23 protein-coding genes and 1 pseudogene are annotated in these 15364 nt (G+C 63.2%); 17 read left to right on the forward strand and 7 right to left on the reverse strand.

Features of this window, described 5'->3' with window-relative positions:
* The 17 genes and pseudogenes from VZ95_RS28015 to VZ95_RS25175 form a co-directional block, all read left to right on the forward strand.
* A partial coding sequence (locus tag VZ95_RS28015) for a cytochrome ubiquinol oxidase subunit I (RefSeq protein ID WP_269747065.1) occupies positions 1 to 323 on the forward strand: 323 nt, incomplete at its 5' end.
* 1 nt (position 324) lies between these two features.
* Positions 325 to 1197, forward strand: a complete 873-nt coding sequence (locus VZ95_RS05795; protein ID WP_269747066.1) for a cytochrome ubiquinol oxidase subunit I — start codon at positions 325 to 327, stop codon at positions 1195 to 1197.
* 62 nt (positions 1198 to 1259) lie between these two features.
* A pseudogene (locus VZ95_RS05800) lies at positions 1260 to 1961 on the forward strand (cytochrome d ubiquinol oxidase subunit II); the annotation flags it as partial.
* A 97-nt stretch (positions 1962 to 2058) separates the two neighbouring features.
* Complete coding sequence (locus VZ95_RS28020) at positions 2059 to 2217, forward strand: cytochrome d ubiquinol oxidase subunit II (protein WP_269747067.1); 159 nt, start codon at positions 2059 to 2061, stop codon at positions 2215 to 2217.
* Between the two features lie 84 nt (positions 2218 to 2301).
* The gene (locus VZ95_RS05805) at positions 2302 to 2694 is read left to right on the forward strand and encodes a DUF6152 family protein (protein WP_045775019.1); all 393 of its coding nucleotides are present in this window, start codon (positions 2302 to 2304) and stop codon (positions 2692 to 2694) included.
* A 2-nt stretch (positions 2695 to 2696) separates the two neighbouring features.
* Positions 2697 to 3185, forward strand: coding sequence for a hypothetical protein (locus VZ95_RS05810; RefSeq protein ID WP_198148117.1), 489 nt, complete (start codon positions 2697 to 2699; stop codon positions 3183 to 3185).
* Between the two features lie 66 nt (positions 3186 to 3251).
* On the forward strand, positions 3252 to 3923 hold the full coding sequence (locus VZ95_RS05815; protein ID WP_045775020.1) for a MarR family winged helix-turn-helix transcriptional regulator: 672 nt from the start codon (positions 3252 to 3254) through the stop codon (positions 3921 to 3923).
* A gap of 20 nt (positions 3924 to 3943) precedes the next feature.
* Positions 3944 to 4654: a hypothetical protein gene (locus VZ95_RS05820; protein WP_045775021.1), complete on the forward strand. Its 711-nt coding sequence runs from the start codon at positions 3944 to 3946 to the stop codon at positions 4652 to 4654.
* Between the two features lie 90 nt (positions 4655 to 4744).
* On the forward strand, positions 4745 to 5290 hold the full coding sequence (locus VZ95_RS05825; protein ID WP_045775022.1) for a carboxymuconolactone decarboxylase family protein: 546 nt from the start codon (positions 4745 to 4747) through the stop codon (positions 5288 to 5290).
* A gap of 69 nt (positions 5291 to 5359) precedes the next feature.
* Positions 5360 to 5881, forward strand: coding sequence for a redoxin domain-containing protein (locus VZ95_RS05830; RefSeq protein WP_045775023.1), 522 nt, complete (start codon positions 5360 to 5362; stop codon positions 5879 to 5881).
* Positions 5878 to 6579: a glutamine amidotransferase gene (locus VZ95_RS05835; protein ID WP_045775024.1), complete on the forward strand. Its 702-nt coding sequence runs from the start codon at positions 5878 to 5880 to the stop codon at positions 6577 to 6579. Before VZ95_RS05830 ends, VZ95_RS05835 begins: the two co-directional genes overlap by 4 nt.
* A 17-nt stretch (positions 6580 to 6596) precedes the next feature.
* Complete coding sequence (locus VZ95_RS05840) at positions 6597 to 7319, forward strand: helix-turn-helix transcriptional regulator (RefSeq protein WP_045775025.1); 723 nt, start codon at positions 6597 to 6599, stop codon at positions 7317 to 7319.
* A 58-nt stretch (positions 7320 to 7377) separates the two neighbouring features.
* Positions 7378 to 7842 (forward strand): EVE domain-containing protein, encoded by a 465-nt coding sequence (locus tag VZ95_RS05845; RefSeq protein WP_045775026.1) that lies wholly within the window; start codon positions 7378 to 7380, stop codon positions 7840 to 7842.
* Positions 7829 to 8206: a VOC family protein gene (locus tag VZ95_RS05850; protein WP_045775027.1), complete on the forward strand. Its 378-nt coding sequence runs from the start codon at positions 7829 to 7831 to the stop codon at positions 8204 to 8206. The genes VZ95_RS05845 and VZ95_RS05850 overlap by 14 nt, the downstream gene beginning before the upstream one ends.
* 53 nt (positions 8207 to 8259) lie before the next feature.
* On the forward strand, positions 8260 to 8640 hold the full coding sequence (locus tag VZ95_RS05855; protein WP_045775028.1) for a thioredoxin family protein: 381 nt from the start codon (positions 8260 to 8262) through the stop codon (positions 8638 to 8640).
* Between the two features lie 278 nt (positions 8641 to 8918).
* Positions 8919 to 9236, forward strand: a complete 318-nt coding sequence (locus tag VZ95_RS25170) for a cytochrome c biogenesis protein CcdA (RefSeq protein ID WP_198148118.1) — start codon at positions 8919 to 8921, stop codon at positions 9234 to 9236.
* The gene (locus VZ95_RS25175) at positions 9212 to 9364 is read left to right on the forward strand and encodes a hypothetical protein (protein ID WP_198148119.1); all 153 of its coding nucleotides are present in this window, start codon (positions 9212 to 9214) and stop codon (positions 9362 to 9364) included. The genes VZ95_RS25170 and VZ95_RS25175 overlap by 25 nt, the downstream gene beginning before the upstream one ends.
* A gap of 4 nt (positions 9365 to 9368) precedes the next feature.
* Here the strand turns inward: VZ95_RS25175 and VZ95_RS05865 are convergent, their stop codons facing one another.
* From VZ95_RS05865 to VZ95_RS05885, 7 genes are all read right to left on the reverse strand, one after another.
* Complete coding sequence (locus tag VZ95_RS05865; protein ID WP_045775029.1) at positions 9369 to 9893, reverse strand: GNAT family N-acetyltransferase; 525 nt, start codon at positions 9891 to 9893, stop codon at positions 9369 to 9371.
* A gap of 7 nt (positions 9894 to 9900) precedes the next feature.
* Positions 9901 to 10473, reverse strand: a complete 573-nt coding sequence (locus VZ95_RS05870; protein ID WP_045775030.1) for a helix-turn-helix domain-containing protein — start codon at positions 10471 to 10473, stop codon at positions 9901 to 9903.
* Between the two features lie 148 nt (positions 10474 to 10621).
* A protein-coding gene (gene prfB / locus VZ95_RS05875) for a peptide chain release factor 2 (RefSeq protein WP_156995094.1) occupies positions 10622 to 11732 on the reverse strand; the annotation gives its coding sequence in 2 pieces (ribosomal slippage) (positions 10622 to 11662 and positions 11664 to 11732; 1110 coding nt in all).
* A 31-nt stretch (positions 11733 to 11763) separates the two neighbouring features.
* Positions 11764 to 12192, reverse strand: coding sequence for a hypothetical protein (locus VZ95_RS26700; protein ID WP_232302505.1), 429 nt, complete (start codon positions 12190 to 12192; stop codon positions 11764 to 11766).
* Complete coding sequence (locus VZ95_RS26705) at positions 12192 to 13241, reverse strand: penicillin-binding transpeptidase domain-containing protein (RefSeq protein WP_232302506.1); 1050 nt, start codon at positions 13239 to 13241, stop codon at positions 12192 to 12194. The genes VZ95_RS26700 and VZ95_RS26705 overlap by 1 nt, the downstream gene beginning before the upstream one ends.
* Positions 13171 to 14283, reverse strand: coding sequence for a transglycosylase domain-containing protein (locus VZ95_RS26710; RefSeq protein WP_232302507.1), 1113 nt, complete (start codon positions 14281 to 14283; stop codon positions 13171 to 13173). The genes VZ95_RS26705 and VZ95_RS26710 overlap by 71 nt, the downstream gene beginning before the upstream one ends.
* Positions 14284 to 14439: 156 nt before the next feature.
* Positions 14440 to 15364 (reverse strand): N-acetylmuramoyl-L-alanine amidase family protein (locus VZ95_RS05885; protein WP_198148120.1); only part of this gene is annotated, 925 nt, incomplete at its 5' end.

Consider the following 15364-nt stretch of genomic DNA (forward strand, 5'->3'; position numbering starts at 1 on the left):
CCTACAATTTCTGGGTGAAGGTTTTCGCCCTGTCCTTCGCCATGGGCGTCGTCTCGGGTATCACCATGAGCTTCCAGTTCGGCACCAATTGGCCGGGCTATATGGAGAAAGTCGGCAATATCGCAGGTCCCCTGCTGGCCTATGAGGTGATGACGGCCTTTTTCCTCGAAGCCGTTTTCCTTGGAATCATGCTGTTCGGTTTCCGTAAGGTGGCGGGCTGGGTGCATACGCTGGCGACCTTCCTCGTCGCTTTTGGCACCACCATGTCGGCCTTTTGGATCATCGCGCTTAATTCCTGGATGCAAAACGCCGCAAGGGTTTGAAATGCGCGACGGCGTGGCCCATGCCACGGACTGGATCGCCATTATCTTCAACCCGTCGATGCCCTATCGGCTTACCCACATGCTGATTGCCTCCGGCCTCACCGTAGCGTTTCTGGTCGCGGGGCTATCGGCTTACCGTTGGCTGAAGGGCGACCGCAGCCCCGCCGTGCCCGCTGCGCTGAAAACCGGCGTTTGGCTCGCGGCCCTGCTGATCCCGGTACAGATTTTCGTTGGCGATTTGCATGGGCTGAACACGCTGGAGCATCAACCGCAGAAAATCGCCGCAATGGAGGGCAATTGGGAAACGGGGCCGAACGTGCCTTTCCTGCCCTTCGCCTGGCCCGATGAAGCCGCCCGGCGCAACCACTACGAAATCGCCATTCCCAATGGCGCGAGCCTGATCCTGAAGCATTCGGCTGACGGCGTGGTGCCCGGCCTCAACGATTACATCGGCAATCACCCGCCGGTGAAGCCGCTCTTCTTCGGCTTCCGCATCATGGTGGGTATGGGCCTCGCGATGCTCGCCCTCTCCTGGCTCGGCGCGTTTCTGCTGCTTCGGCGCGGCAGCCTTCCGCCACTGGTAGCCCGACTGTTCGTTCTCATGAGTTTTTCGGGCTGGATCGCCACGCTCGCAGGCTGGTACGTCACCGAAATCGGCCGACAGCCGTGGCTGGTGACGGGGGTGCTGACGACTGCCCAAGCCGCCTCCAACGTTCCCGCGCCGATGATCGGCATCTCGCTCGCGGCCTATCTGCTCGTCTATGCGGCGCTGCTGACGGCCTATATCGGCGCGCTCTTCTACCTCGCGCGTAAAGCGGTCGGCGCGACGCCCGCCTCTAAAGCCTATCCCTTCGTTCCCGTTGCGGCGGAGTAATCCTCATGCTGACCCTTTTTGGTGATCCGACCGTGTGGCTCCCCCTGGTGTTTGCCGGGTTGATGGGCCTTTCAATCCTCATCTACGTCGTCCTCGACGGGTATGATCTCGGCGTTGGCCTGCTGTTTGCAGTCGCGGAGGACGCGCAGAAAGACCGGATGATCGCCGCCATCGGCCCCTTCTGGGATGCGAACGAGACGTGGCTCGTTCTGGCAGTCAGCCTGCTGCTGGTGGCCTTCCCCACCGCGAATGGGATGATTCTGACCGCGCTGTATCTGCCCGTGCTGATTATGCTCATCGGGCTCATTTTGCGCGGGGTCGCCTTCGAGTTCCGCGCCAAGGTGAAGCCAACGCAAAAGCACTGGTGGAACCGGGCGTTCTTTATCGGCTCGCTGATGGCCGCCCTATCGCAGGGCTGGATGCTCGGTTTCTACGTGATGGGCCTTACCGAGACGGCCACCACCTATGGCTTTGCGGCGCTCACCGCCGTTTGCCTTGCCGCGAGCTACGCCTTTATCGGCGCGACTTGGTTGATTTTTAAGACCGAAACCGCGCTGCAAAAGCAGGCCGTGGCCTGGGCGCAGCGCTGCCTGATCTTCCTCGTCGTCGGCCTTGCCGCCGTCTCCATCGCCAGCCCCTGGGTAAGCCCGCGTATTTTCGAGAAATGGTTCAGCCTGCCGAATGTCATTCTGCTCGCCCCCTTGCCGATTGCCTGCGGGGCCTTGATGCTCGGCGTCGCCCTGGTGCTGAAACACCTCCCGACGGCGACCGACCGTTTCGCCTGGGTGCCGTTTGCCGGGGCCGTGGGGATTTATACGCTGGCGTTTTTTTGGCCTCGCCTATTCCTTCTTCCCCTATGTGGTGCCGGAGAGGCTCACGATTTTTGCAGCGGCCAGCGCGCCCGAAAGCCTGCTGATTATGCTGATCGGCGCGCTCTTCGTGCTCCCCGCTATCATCGGGTATAGCGCTTTCGCCTATTTCGTCTTTCGCGGCAAAGCGACCGAATTGCGCTACGATTGAGGTTTTTGGGGGGCGGCCTCTTGTTCGCCCCCCGTATTCCTCCCAGGTTAGGGGGAGTCCGAACCCTGCCCGAGGTTGCGTGCCATGCCCTACCGTCGCCCATCCGCCGCCGCGCTCTGCCTAGGGGGGCTGCTCGCCCTCGGCACCATCCTGCCCGCCGCCGCCCATCACGGCTGGTCCTGGGCTGAAAGCGAGCCGTTCGAGTTGCAGGGCACCATCGAGCGCATCTCGATGGCCCCGCCGCACCCGACCCTGCATGTGAAGGCCGCTGATGGAATCCTCTGGCAAGTCGATCTCGGCAATCCCAACCAAACCGCCCGCTCCGGCTTTACCGGAACCACCGCCAAGCCGGGCGATGCCATCCAAGTGCTCGGCAATCGGTCGTTGGAGAAAAACACGGCGCATATGAAGGCGGTCCGCATCATACTCGCCGGGCAGAAGTACGACATGTACCCCGAGCGCATCCGCCAGCCTTAAGCGTGTCGCCGCTTGATTGGCTCGCAGCGACCGCCGCAGCAGCGGCGCTGCGGGCTTCCCCCACGCTGTATCTTATCGTCAATGCCACCCATATTCTCGGCATCGGTTTGATCCTCGGGGCGATTCTGCCGCTCGATCTGCGCTTGATGGGATTTTTCCGCCGCACCCTCCTGCCGGTGATCGGGCCATTCCTGGTCCGCGCCGCCGCGACCGGCGTTATCCTCGCCCTCAGCACCGGGCTTGCCCTCTTCGCCGTCAAACCCTTAGAGTATCTGGCAAATTCCGCTTTCGTAACGAAACTCGCCCTACTCGCCGCCCTTGCTGGCTCATCATCGTCCAGCATGCCAATCCCGGCTTCCGAGCGGCTTTACGCGGTTGGCCGATACCGTTTTCCGTCCGCCTCACCGCGCTGCTCTCTATCCAGCTCTGGCTTGGCGTCCTGCTCGCGGGGCGCTGGATCGGTTTTCTGTAAAAAAAATATGCTTCGGTAGCCGAAACAACTTGACTCCTCGCTCGCACCGTTATATTTCGGTAGCCGAAGCATAGGAGCCGCCGCGATGGAAACGCCTTTCGATAAGATCAACGACCCCATCGGCATTCGCGTCGCCGCTGGGCTATCGCGGCTGGCGCTGGCGTTGAAAACCAATACCCAGCAGGGGGCCGCCCCGCACGGGCTATCGCCAACGCAAAGCCAGATCCTTGCCCTGCTGCGCAATCAGGTGGAAGGGATGCGCCCGAGCCTGCTGGCTCAGTCGCTGGCGATAAAAGCCCCGGCGATGACCGAAGCCCTGCAACCCTTGCTGGCGCGCGGGCTGGCGGTGCAGACCCCCGACCCCGAGGATGGCCGCGCCAAGCGGATTTCGATTACCGATGCCGGATTTGCCCTGCTCGCGACCATCGCCGATTGGCCCGACGCCCTGCTGGAAACCGTGGCCGACCTGCCGCCGCTGGAGCAAGCCGTCTTCTACCGCGTCATCCTGAAAATGATCCGGCAGATGCAGATCCAGGGCACGATTCCCGTCGGCCGCCTCTGCGTCACCTGTACCCATTTCCGCCCGAATGTGCATGCCGATGCGGAGACGCCGCACCATTGCGCTTTGGTCGATGCCCCCTTCGGCGACCGGCATCTTCGGCTCGACTGCCCCGAGCAGTCCCCCGCCTCGCCCGACGCCGCCGAAGCCGCGTGGCGGCGTTTCCTCGAAACCCCGCCGCCCGCTTTTCCCGTGTAACTCTCCAAAGGACTAACATCATGAAACTTTCGAACGCGGCCTTGGCCGTGAGCGCTCTCCTTTTGTCCGCCGCCCCGGCGGTTGCCCACGATATCAAAGCGAAAGCCAATCCCGGCACATCGGCCCCTTTCGATCTGGTCGAAACCAGCATTCGCGTCGACGGCGCGCAGCTTGTGTTCCGCAGCCAGGTGCGCGGCCCCGCTGGCAGCGAACGCCCCACCGCCACCGGCCAGTTTGCTGGCGCGCCGGTCTATGCCTATGTCTGGCCGACCAGCCTCAATAGCGGTGATATCGGCTTTGAGCGCGATCAGGGGATTGTTGCGCTGGCCGCCACCTTCCACCCGGATTTCGATGATGCGCCGAAGGGGGCGAAGAACCGCGATATTTGGCATAGCCATTGGGTCATTCTCGCCCCCGATGCGGCCTGCGGTGGCGGCTTGAAGGTCCGCGATATTCCCAAGGAGGCAAAGCCGAAGGTGCCGGCGACCTGGCCGGGCGTGCCGCTGCTGATCGATAGCCCCGCCTATCCGCCCGAATTTAAAGGCGAGGCCATCGAGATCCGCGTTCCCCGCACCGCCATCGGTGCCCCCGCCAGTTTCAAGTTCGACGGCGTTACGGCGGGACTGAAGGTCAACGCCAATCTGCACGCGCCGCTGTTGTGCGTCGATGCCGTCTTTAAGGTCGCCTCCGGCGATCTCAGCCTTCCGGGGCAGGTCATGGGCACGCCCTAACCTTACCCCTGGAAAACCCGCGACGCAGCGGCGGCAACCGCCGCGTCGCGTAATTACCCCCCATCCTTCGCAAACGATAAGGAAGCAATCATGTCTCGAGTTAACCTGATCGATCCCGCCGCCGCAACGGGCAGCGTTAAATCCACCCTCGACCAAATTACGAAAGCCTTCGGCGCAACCCCGAATATGTTCAAGGCTGTCGCCAACTCCAAAGCCGCTCTTGCCAGTATGTGGGGTTCCTTCGGCGCGCTATCCGGCGGCACCATCTCGGCCCAGTTGGGCGAGAAAATCGCGGTCGCCGTCGCTAACCGCAATAGTTGCGACTATTGCCTTGCCGCCCATACCGCCCTTGGCCAGAAGGCCGGGGCCAGCGCGGGCGAAATGCAGGCCGCCCAAATCGGTCAGTCGGACGATCCGAAAACGGCTGCCGCGCTGAAATTTTCCCTCGCTATTGTCGAAAATCGGGCGAGTATCGCCGATGGGGATATTGCCGCGCTGCGCCAAGCCGGTTTCGCTGATGAGCAGATTGTGGAAATCCTCGCCCACGTCGCGCTCAATCTCTTCACCAATTATGTGAACGTCGCTTTCGCGGTCCCGGTCGATTTCCCCGCCGTCGCCCTGCGTCCCGCCGCCTAAGCCTTAGATACTCGAGAGCGCTTCCGGCGGAGCCGGGAGCGCCCTTTCTCGAAAAAAGGATCACCGATCATGCCGCCGCTGCGCCCTGCCCCGCCCTGGAGCATCGATACTTGGTTGAATGCGCCGCATCCGCTCTCCTTGGAAGGGTTGCGCGGTCGCATCATTCTGCTGGGCACCTTCCAGATGCTCTGCCCCGGCTGCGTGCAGGTTGGCCTGCCGCAACTCGCCCGCGCCTTTGAGCTGTTTCCAAGCGATCAAGTCGCCGTGATCGGCTTGCATACGGTGTTCGAACATCATACCGCCATGAACGAGGGCGCTTTGCGCGCCTTCGTGCACGAATATCGGCTGAAATTCCCCATCGGCATCGACCGGCCCGGCTCCCCTTTGCCCGAAACCATGACGCGCTACGATCTCCAGGGCACGCCGAGCGTGATCCTCATCGATCGGCAGGGGCGCTTACGCCTAAAACGCTTCGGTCATGTGGATGATTTGTGGCTCGGCGCGCAGATCGGTGCATTGCTGACCGAGCCGCTCGCCCCGACCGGCTTCTCTGAAACCGCCGTCTGCACCCCGGAAGGATGCACGCCATGAGCCGATCCGCGCTGGTGTTTCGCCATATCGCCTTTGAGGACTTAGGCAGTTTTGCCGAACCCTTGGAAGCAGCAGGCTATCACATCACCTATATCGATCCGTCGGTCGAAAGCCTTGCGGGAATCGATCCCAACGCCGCCGACCTCTTGATCGTCCTCGGCGGGCCGATTGGGGCTTATGAGGATAGGATTTATCCTTTCCTGACGGCAGAATGTGCCGTCATCGGCGCGCGGCTCTTAGCGAAACGCCCCACTCTCGGCCTCTGCCTGGGAGCACAATTGATGGCCCGCGCGCTGGGTGGAACGGTCGCACCAATGGGCGTGAAGGAAATCGGCTGGTCGCCACTCACCCTGACGCCGGAGGGGCGGGCCAGCCCACTGAAAGCGCTCGACGGCGTGCCGGTCCTGCATTGGCACGGCGACGCCTTTACGCTGCCACCCGGCGCAACCCGGCTTGCGGAAACGCCGATCTGCGCCCAGCAAGCCTTCGCCCTCGGCCCCAATATCCTCGGGTTCCAGTGCCACCCGGAGGGCTGGGCGCGCGGGTTCGAGCGCTGGGTGGTCGGCCATGCGAGCGAATTGGCGGCGGCGGGAATCGATGTTCCGGCCTTGCGCACCGATGCTCAGCGCTTCGGCCCCAGCGCGACGATTGCCGCCCGAGAAATGCTGCGCGATTGGCTGGCGGCTTTGCCCGTTTGATCGGCTAAACTCACCCCATGAGCCGCAGCAACCGCCTGTTTTCCCTCGTCGAAGCCCTGCGCCGCCACCGCTATCCGGTGACGGCGGCGGCTTTGGCTGAGGAATTGGGCGTCTCGGTGCGCACCATTTATCGCGACATCCAAACCCTTGTCGGCCAGGGCGCGACGATTGAGGGGGAAGCCGGGCTCGGTTATGTGCTGAAACCCGGCTTTCTGCTACCGCCGCTGATGTTTGCCGAAAGCGAGCTAGAGGCGCTGGGGCTCGGCATGCGCTGGGTCGCCAGCCAAGAAGATACGGAACTCGCCCGCGCCGCTCGGCATGTGCTGGCGAAGGTGATGGCGGTTCTGCCGCCCGATCTCGCCGCACAAGTGGAAGGCGCCGGGCTGCTGGTGCCCCCGACGCGCGAAGCCGTTCCCGAAACAATTTTGCCGCCCGGCGATTTGCTCGCCGAATTGCGGCAAGCGCTGCGCCAGGAACAGAAACTGCGGATCAGCTATCGCGACCGTGACAGCCAGGCGAGCGAGCGGATTATCTGGCCGATTGCCCTAGCCTTTTTCCGCGATACCCGCGTGCTCGCCGCCTGGTGCGAAGCCCGGCAGGATTACCGCCATTTCCGGCTCGACCGGATTCACGGGTTGGAGAGTCTGCCCGACCGCTCCCCCATCCGCCGCCGCACGTTGATGCTCCGCTGGCGGCGCAGCCTGAATATTCCAGATCCGGACCAGCCCGCGCGCTCCTGACAGAATCTGACACAGGCCCGCGCCACTCTCTCCTGACACGAACCGAGGAGAGAGCAGCATGTTGCCCCTAGATCACCCGCCTGGAAATTGGATTGCGGTTGCCTCCGCCGATCACGTCGCGCGCGGGTTGGAATGGGGTATTATGCAGGTCTGCCACGGCAAAGCCGCGCCGCTGAAACGGATCAGGCCGGGCGATAGGGTGGCCTATTACTCACCCACCGAAGGGTTTCAGCGCACAGGCGCGCGCTGCCAAGCCTTCACGGCGCTCGGCACCGTCGCCAACGGCCCGGTCTATCAAGTCACGATGGCCGAGGATTTCCAGCCCTTCCGGCGCGACGTGATCTGGCAGGCCCGTGGACACGCCCCAATCCTGCCGCTGCTGGCGCATCTCTCCTTCACCCGAGGCAAGCCGTCGTGGGGCTATGCCTTCCGCTTCGGCCTGTTTCCCGCAACGGCGGCCGATCTCGATGTGATCGCCGCCAACCTATCCCCCATTGAAATTAAGGACCATGAGCATGTCTAACAATGTCGCCGTTTGGTTCGAAATCCCCGCAGCGGATTTCGACCGCGCCACCCGCTTTTACGAAAGCCTCTTCGGCGTTTCTTTACGCCGCGAAGACCTCGGCCCGAACCGCCTCGGCATTTTTCCCTACGAACAACCCGCCCTGTCGGGCTGCGTCATCGCCGGTCCCGCCTACCATCCAGCCAATGATGGCCCGGTGATTTATCTGAACTGCGAAGGGCGTTTAGACGATCTCTTAAGCCGCGTCGAAAGCCTCGGCGGCAGTATCGTTACGCCCAAAACCGCGCTGCCGCCCGGTATGGGCGCCTTCGCCCATATCCGCGACAGCGAGGGCAATCGCGTCGGGCTGCATAGCGCGGTGTAACTTTCGGGCACGGGGCGGCGAAACGGGGGGTGTATCCTTTTGGGAGAGCCCCAATGAAATTCGCCACCCTCGCCCTAACCGCCGCACTCACGCTCCTCGCGCCGCTCGCGCAAGCGCTGGAGAGCAAGCCTTATTCGGCCGAAGCCCTGAGCGCCGCGCAAACCGCCGGTAAACCCGTGGCGCTGCATTTTCATGCCGACTGGTGCCCAACTTGCCGCGCGCAAACCAAGAGCTTCGAAACGCTCCGGGCGGAAAAAGACCTGGATGTCACGATTCTGGTCGTCAACTATGATACGGAAGTTGCGTTGAAGCGTGCCTTGAACGTGCGCGGCCAATCGACCCTGATCGTCTATAAAGGCAAAGCCGAAACCGCGCGTCTTGCGGGCGAGACCGGCACTAATGCGCTGCGCACGGCCCTGAAATCGGCGCTCTAAAATGGTCTCGCTGACGCAAGCGGGACTAAGCCTCGCAGCGGGTAGTTTGACGACGCTGAGCCCCTGCGTTTTTCCCATTCTGCCGCTGGTCGTCGGCAGTGCGACCGCACGCCACGGCCTCGCCCCTGTGGCTATGGCGGGCGGAATGATCCTCTCTTTCGCTGTGATGGGCGTGCTCATCGGGCTTTTCGGCGCGAGCTGGGGTTCGATGCCGATCTGCTGCGCCCTATCGGCGGCAGCCTGCTCGTGGCATTCGGCTCATCCTGCTGATCCCCGCCTTGGATCGCCGCTTTTCGGCGCTGCTCACTCCCTTGGCGAGCGGCGCAGCCCGGCTGAGTTCGGGGAGTTCCTCAGCGGACCTCGGCGGATCGTTTTTGATCGGGGCGACGCTGGGGCTGGTGTGGAGCCCGTGTTCCGGCCCGCTGCTGGCCTCGACCCTCACCCTAGCGGCAAGCGAGGGCGGCGCGCTGACCGGCGGCGGTCTCTTGGCACTGTTCGGCCTCGGCGCGGCGCTACCGCTGCTGGGCGTCGCCTATGCCTCGCGGCAGACCCTGGCGCGCTGCGCCCGGCCTTGCTCGGCCAAAGCGGCACGCTGAAGAGAACCTTCGGCCTGCTGCTCGGCCTCGCCGGGCTCGCCGTTCTCACCGGATTGGACAAAAGGCTGGAAGCCGCCCTGCTCGACGTGCTGCCCGAGGCGTGGACCGCGCTCACCATTTTGTTTTAGCGCGTCAGGGAAGCGGCTTATAGAAGATCGTCGTACTATGCCGCCCGTCGCCCGCCGTGTTCAGCGCATACTCGGGAATCACGCCGACGATGCGATAACCGAGGCCGAGGTAGAGCGGTTCCGCCGCATCGCCGGTGCGCGTGTCGAGTGTTAGCAGGTTTCGGCCCAGACGGCGCGCGTCGGCTTCGAGGGCGACCATCAGCGCTTTCGCCGTGCCCTGCCGCCGCGCGTCGGGATGGACCATCAGCTTGCACACATCGGCGCGGTGCGGTTGGTTCGGGGGCGTATCGCAGTCGAGTTGCACCGTTCCCGTGATCGCACCGCCGTGGCGGGCGACCAGCAGAACCCGCGTGCCGGAGGCCACGCCGGGACGGACCTTGTCGGACCAGAAGGCCGCCGCATCTTCAATCGAGAACGGCAGCACGAAACTGATGCTCGCCCCCGCCTGCACGCAGGCATGGAGCAGATCGGTCAACTCCGGCAGGCAGGCATCCAACTCGGTTGCCGACAGCGCGCAAATCTCCGTCATCGGACCCTCACACAAGAAAGAGAAGATAGCGCGCGCCTTGATCTGGCGGCGTCATGAACCGGCTCGCGCCGAAAAGCTGATAGCGCAGGCAGTCGCCGGGGGCGAGCCGATGGGGCTTGCCTTCAAGCGTTAGCGTCAACGCGCCCTCCTGCATCAACACATGATGCTCCAGGCCGGGGCGGGGCGGCGCATCGTAAGCAAGATCGGTGTTCGGGGGCAGGTGGCATTCCAGCACCTCCCCCGCCAGCCCTTGCGCGGGCGGCGAGAGCGAGCGGCGAACGAACCCCGTTTCTGGATCGGTCCAAACGGGTTGATCCTGTGGCCGGATCACCGGCGCGAACCCGGCCTCCACCATGCGCAGCAAGCGCGATAGCGGTAAGCCGTAAGCCGCGCAGAGTTTCCCAAGCACGGTCGCGGTGCCGCTCACCTCGGCATTTTCCAGGCGCGACAAGGTCGCTCGGCTGACCGTGCTACGCTTAGCCAGATCGTCCAACGACCACCCCCGCTCCGCCCGCAACGCTTTTAGGCGTTGGGCGAGGCGCTGGTCGAGCGACGGCTCATCCATAAGATAATTTTCCATATATGAGAAAATATCTCACAATCGAGCGCACGTCAATGGGGCAAGCGGGGGCGCTGCCTCCTTGAGAATCCGTGTTTTTTTGGAAAAGGGATTACTAAGGGGCAATCGCCCCTTAGTTGGGGTTGTTAGGGGTAAAACCCCTAACGTATCACCCCGCGACCGACCCCAGCCGCGCCGACAGCGCCGCTTCGAGGAAAATATCGATATCGCCGTCGAGCACTGCGCCGGAGTTGCCCATTTCGGCCCCCGTGCGCAAATCCTTGACCATTTGGTAGGGCTGGAGCACGTAGGAGCGGATTTGATGGCCCCAGCCGATTTCAGACTTGGTGGCATTTTCGGCGGCGACTTTAGCCTCACGCTCCTGGAGTTGCCGCTCGTAGAGGCGCGCTTTCAGCATCTGCATTGCGGTTGCGCGATTGCGGTGCTGGGAGCGGTCGGACTGGCAGGCGACGACGATGCCGGTCGGCATATGGGTAATGCGGATGGCGCTTTCGGTCTTATTGACGTGCTGCCCGCCCGCGCCGGACGCGCGGAAAGTATCGATGCGCAGATCCTTATCGAGAATCTCCACTTCGATATTATCGTCGACGACCGGATAGACCCAGACCGACGAAAAGCTGGTGTGCCGCCGCGCTTGGCTGTCGAAAGGCGAAATACGCACGAGGCGATGCACGCCGCTTTCGGTTTTCAGCCAGCCGTAAGCGTTGAGGCCGGAAATCATAATGGTCGCCGATTTCAGCCCGGCTTCCTCGCCGGGGCTTTCTTCCAGCAACTCCACTTTGAAACCGCGCCGTTCGGCCCAGCGCGTATACATGCGCAGCATGATATTGGCCCAATCCTGGGCCTCGGTGCCCCCCGCCCCGGCGTTTACTTCCAGGTAGGCATCGTTCATATCGGCTTCGCCGGAGAGCAGGCTTTCCAGCACGCGCTTATCGGTTTCGGTCTTGAGGGTGCCGAGCGCGGCTTCAGCTTCCGCCGTGAGATCAGCGTCGCCCTCGGCTTCGGCCATTTCGAGCAGCCCGAGCGCGTCGGCCAACTCGTTTTCGATGGCGCGATAGCCGTTGACCTTACGCTCCAGCGCGGTCTTTTCCTTCAGCAGGCTTTGCGCCTTGGCCTGATCGTTCCAGAGGTCCGGATCATTGGCGGCGTCGGTGAGTTCGGTTAGACGGGCGACGGAGACATCCCAGTCAAAGACCCCTCCTCAGCAGCTCAAGTTGCTGCTTGATGTGATCGTGAATCGACACGATTTCGGCACGCATGTCTTTATCCTCAGCTCGTCGATGATCGACGTTAGTAAATTCCACCCAGATTGCCGCTGGCCGGCGCGGGAGTCGGCACCGGCGGCGGGGCGTCGCCCGCAACCGGGGCGGGGGCCGTCGGATCGAAAGCCCCACCCTCGCCCCCTGGGACGGGAGCTAGGCTATAGCCCTGCGGCAGGTCGCCGAGCAAGGGGTCTGACGTATCGGGATCGTCCGCGCCCGGCTCGGTGCCCGGTTTGAAGGCTTCGAAAATGGCCTTCGGATCGCCGATGCTGGCAAGCTTGCCGGTTTCGCGGTTGACGCGGACCATGCGCAGCCCCGGCGGCACACGGAACGGGATCGGCGGCACGCCTTCCAGCGCTTCCTTCATGAAATCGCGGAAGATCGGGGCCATATTGCCGCCGCCGGTTTCGGTCTTGCCCAGAGTGCGCGGCTGGTCGAAGCCGATATAGGCCGCCACTACCAGATCGGGCGAATAGCCGACGAACCAATTATCGAACTATCGTTGCTAGTGCCGGTTTTGCCCGCCAGCGGACGCTTCAGCGCCGCGCCGACCGCAGCGCCAGTGCCCCGTTGAACGACGCCTTCCAGCATCGCGGTCATCTGAAACGCCGTCGCCGCGTCGATCACCTGGGGGCGATTGTCGGTGGGATAGGGCGGCAGGCCGCCGGTGTAGGTGTCCACCAAGCAGTTTTCGCACACACGCGGATCATGTTTGAACACGGTCTGACCGTAGCGATCCTGCACGCGGTCGATCACCGTCGGCACCAGTTTTTTACCGCCGTTGGCGATCATCGCATAGGCGGTCGCCATTTTCAGCGGCGTCGATTCGCCCGCGCCGAGCGACATTGAGAGCAGCGGTGGCAGGGCCTCGGTAATGCCGAAGCGCCCGGCCACATCGACGACTTTTTCCATACCGATGGCCGAGGCGAGGCGAATCGTCATCAGGTTCCGGCTTTGCTCGATCCCGAGGCGCAACGACGATGGGCCGTAGAATTTTTCGGTGTAATTCTCCGGCCGCCATTTTTTGCCCGAGCCATCGTCCATCACGAAGGGCGCATCGAGCACCACCGAGGCGGGCGTATAACCATTCTCCAGCGCCGCCATATAGACGAAAGGCTTGAAGCTCGAACCCGGTTGGCGCTTCGCCTGTGTCGCGCGGTTGAACTGGCTTTGATCGTAGCTGAGGCCCCCAACGAGGGCCAAGACGCGGCCCGTATGCGGGTCCATCACCACCATGCCGCCCGAGACATCGGGAAGCTGGCGCAGCCCATAGGTTTCCGCCGGATATTTGGTTTTACCGTCGGGGGTGGCGGTCACGGATTCGACCAGGATGAGATCGCCGACGGTCAGCACGTCCGCAACCTTCTTCGGCGATGGCCCGACCTTCTGGTCCGGCAGCACGGGCTTGGCCCAGGCGAGTTCCGACAGCGGAATTTTACCCGGCTTGGTCTCGGTCCGATTTTCGCGCACGCCGATTTCGGCGACGGTATCCGTGACTTTTAGCACCAGCGCGAGGCTCCAGCCCACCGCCCCGCCCGGCGGCGTGCGGGCGGGAAGCGTTTTTTTGCCACTCATTGACAGGAACCGCCTTTTCCAGCGGCCCGCGCCAGCCGTGGCGACGGTCGTAGCGGATCAAACCATTGCGGAACGTCCGGTCGGCGATTTCCTGCAAACGCGGATCGAGCGAGGCGCGCACGGTATAGCCGCCGCGATAAGCGCCCTCTTCGCCATAGCGCGCCACTAACTCGCGGCGCACTTCCTCGGCGAAATAATCGGCCTTCACCGTTTCATCGGCGTCGCGGCGACGGACGGTCAGAAGCTCTTCCTTAGCTTTGGCGACTTCTTCTGCGGTGACGAACCCATCTTCCAGCATCCGGTCGAGCACATAATCACGACGGCCCCGGGCGCGGTCAGCTTGCGTCGAGAGATTATAATTCGATGGCGCTTTCGGTAGGGCCGCCAAAAACGCAGCTTCGCTCAAGGTCAATTGATCGAGGGATTTATTGAAATACATCAACGCCGCTGCCGCGACACCATAGGAGCCGGACCCGCCGACCGAGCCTAAGTAAATTTCATTCAAATAGAGTTCGAGAATTTGATCTTTGCTCAGCGCCTGTTCGATGCGGATCGACAGGATCATTTCCTTGATCTTACGGTCGATGGACCGCTCGTTGGTCAAGAGAAAGCTGCGCGTCACCTGCTGGGTAATCGTCGAGGCCCCGATGAGGCGGCGGCCCGAGAGGTAATAGCCGAGGTTCTGCACCATCGCGCGCCCAAGGCCCACGGCGTCGATCCCCGGATGGGTGTAGAAATTCTTATCTTCCGCCGAAACGAAAGCCTGCTTCACCTGCGCCGGAATGAGAGCCACGGGCACGAACACACGCTTTTCCGCCGCGAGTTCCGCCAGCAAACGCCCGTCGCCCGCGTGAACACGGGTGACGATGGGGGGGCGGTATTCGGCCAATTGCCGATGATCGGGCAGTTGGTCGCCGTAATGGCGCAGAACGTAAACGAAGCCCCCAATCGCCCCAACGGTAGCGATCAGCATCAACGATAGAAACGCGATAAACCAAGTCCGCATGGTCGGCCCGAACCCTCAGCAAAGTATCGCAGTCTCTTAGCAGAAAATGGCGAAGATAAGGTGGATTCTTGGCGCATTACCCGCAAGGCGGGCGTGCAGGCAGCGCAGGATCGCGCCGCCCGTTCAACCGGCGCGGGCACCGATCAGCTTCGGCAGGATGGCATCGACGGCGCGCGTTACGCCCTCGGCAATGCGCTGGCGAAAATCGGGCGCGAGAATGCGGCGTTCATCGTCCGGGTTCGACAGATAGCCGAGTTCGAGCAGCACCGAGGGCATATCGGGTGCCGTCAGCACGGCGAAGCCCGCCGAGCGGATGGCATTATTCACCTGAGCCACATCGCGCCGCAACTCTTCGGCCAGCGTCGTCGCGAATTGGCGGGAGGTGGTGCGCGTGTCGCGCTGGGCCAGTTCGATGAGAATCGACGCCGCCGAGCCGGTTGCGCCCGACAGATCCGCCCCGGTGATAATATCGGCCTTATTTTCCTTCGTCGCTAGGGCTTCGGCCTCGCGATCGGTCGCCTTGTCGGAGAGGGTGTAGACCGACATGCCCGAAACGCTGCGGTCGGCCAAAGCATCGGCATGGATTGAGATGAACAGTGCGGCGCTTTCGCTGCGGGCGAGGGCGACACGGTCGCGCAGGGGCAGCAGCGCATCGCCGTCGCGGGTGAGGAACACCCGATAGCGGCCCGTGGCCTCCAGCCGCGCGCGGATGGCGCGGGCATACTCCAGCACAATATCCTTCTCCAATTTGCCGGAATAGGAGGTTGCGCCGGGGTCTTTGCCGCCGTGGCCGGGGTCGAGCATAATCACCGGCAGCTCGGGTTTTGGCGGTGGCGGCGTGAAGCGCGGCGGCCCCAGCGGCACGATCACTCGAACCGCCCGATAAGGCTCGCGCTCATAGAGAATGCCGCTCGCCCCCGGCGTCGGCTCGGTGCGCGCGGCAAAGAGCGGTTCCGGCGGTAGCGGCGCGACGGCGGTATCGGGCACCGGGGGAGTGGGTTTCGGTCCTTCCAGCGTTTCGATTTGCACCTTCGGGCGCGGCACGGCA

This window comes from Elstera litoralis, assembly GCF_000963705.1.
GTDB classification, from domain to species: domain Bacteria; phylum Pseudomonadota; class Alphaproteobacteria; order Elsterales; family Elsteraceae; genus Elstera; species Elstera litoralis.

Bases quoted from the DNA above. Each gene is read 5' to 3' on its own strand.
- VZ95_RS05795 (WP_269747066.1), top strand. From the start codon at position 325: ATGCGCGACGGCGTGGCCCATGCCACGGACTGGATCGCCATTATCTTC.
- VZ95_RS05805 (WP_045775019.1), top strand. From the start codon at position 2,302: ATGCCCTACCGTCGCCCATCCGCCGCCGCGCTCTGCCTAGGGGGGCTG.
- VZ95_RS05815 (WP_045775020.1), top strand. From the start codon at position 3,252: ATGGAAACGCCTTTCGATAAGATCAACGACCCCATCGGCATTCGCGTC.
- VZ95_RS05820 (WP_045775021.1), top strand. From the start codon at position 3,944: ATGAAACTTTCGAACGCGGCCTTGGCCGTGAGCGCTCTCCTTTTGTCC.
- VZ95_RS05825 (WP_045775022.1), top strand. From the start codon at position 4,745: ATGTCTCGAGTTAACCTGATCGATCCCGCCGCCGCAACGGGCAGCGTT.
- VZ95_RS05830 (WP_045775023.1), top strand. From the start codon at position 5,360: ATGCCGCCGCTGCGCCCTGCCCCGCCCTGGAGCATCGATACTTGGTTG.
- VZ95_RS05835 (WP_045775024.1), top strand. From the start codon at position 5,878: ATGAGCCGATCCGCGCTGGTGTTTCGCCATATCGCCTTTGAGGACTTA.
- VZ95_RS05840 (WP_045775025.1), top strand. From the start codon at position 6,597: ATGAGCCGCAGCAACCGCCTGTTTTCCCTCGTCGAAGCCCTGCGCCGC.
- VZ95_RS05845 (WP_045775026.1), top strand. From the start codon at position 7,378: ATGTTGCCCCTAGATCACCCGCCTGGAAATTGGATTGCGGTTGCCTCC.
- VZ95_RS05850 (WP_045775027.1), top strand. From the start codon at position 7,829: ATGAGCATGTCTAACAATGTCGCCGTTTGGTTCGAAATCCCCGCAGCG.
- VZ95_RS05855 (WP_045775028.1), top strand. From the start codon at position 8,260: ATGAAATTCGCCACCCTCGCCCTAACCGCCGCACTCACGCTCCTCGCG.
- VZ95_RS05865 (WP_045775029.1), bottom strand. From the start codon at position 9,893: ATGACGGAGATTTGCGCGCTGTCGGCAACCGAGTTGGATGCCTGCCTG.
- VZ95_RS05870 (WP_045775030.1), bottom strand. From the start codon at position 10,473: ATGGAAAATTATCTTATGGATGAGCCGTCGCTCGACCAGCGCCTCGCC.
- VZ95_RS26710 (WP_232302507.1), bottom strand. From the start codon at position 14,283: ATGCTGATCGCTACCGTTGGGGCGATTGGGGGCTTCGTTTACGTTCTG.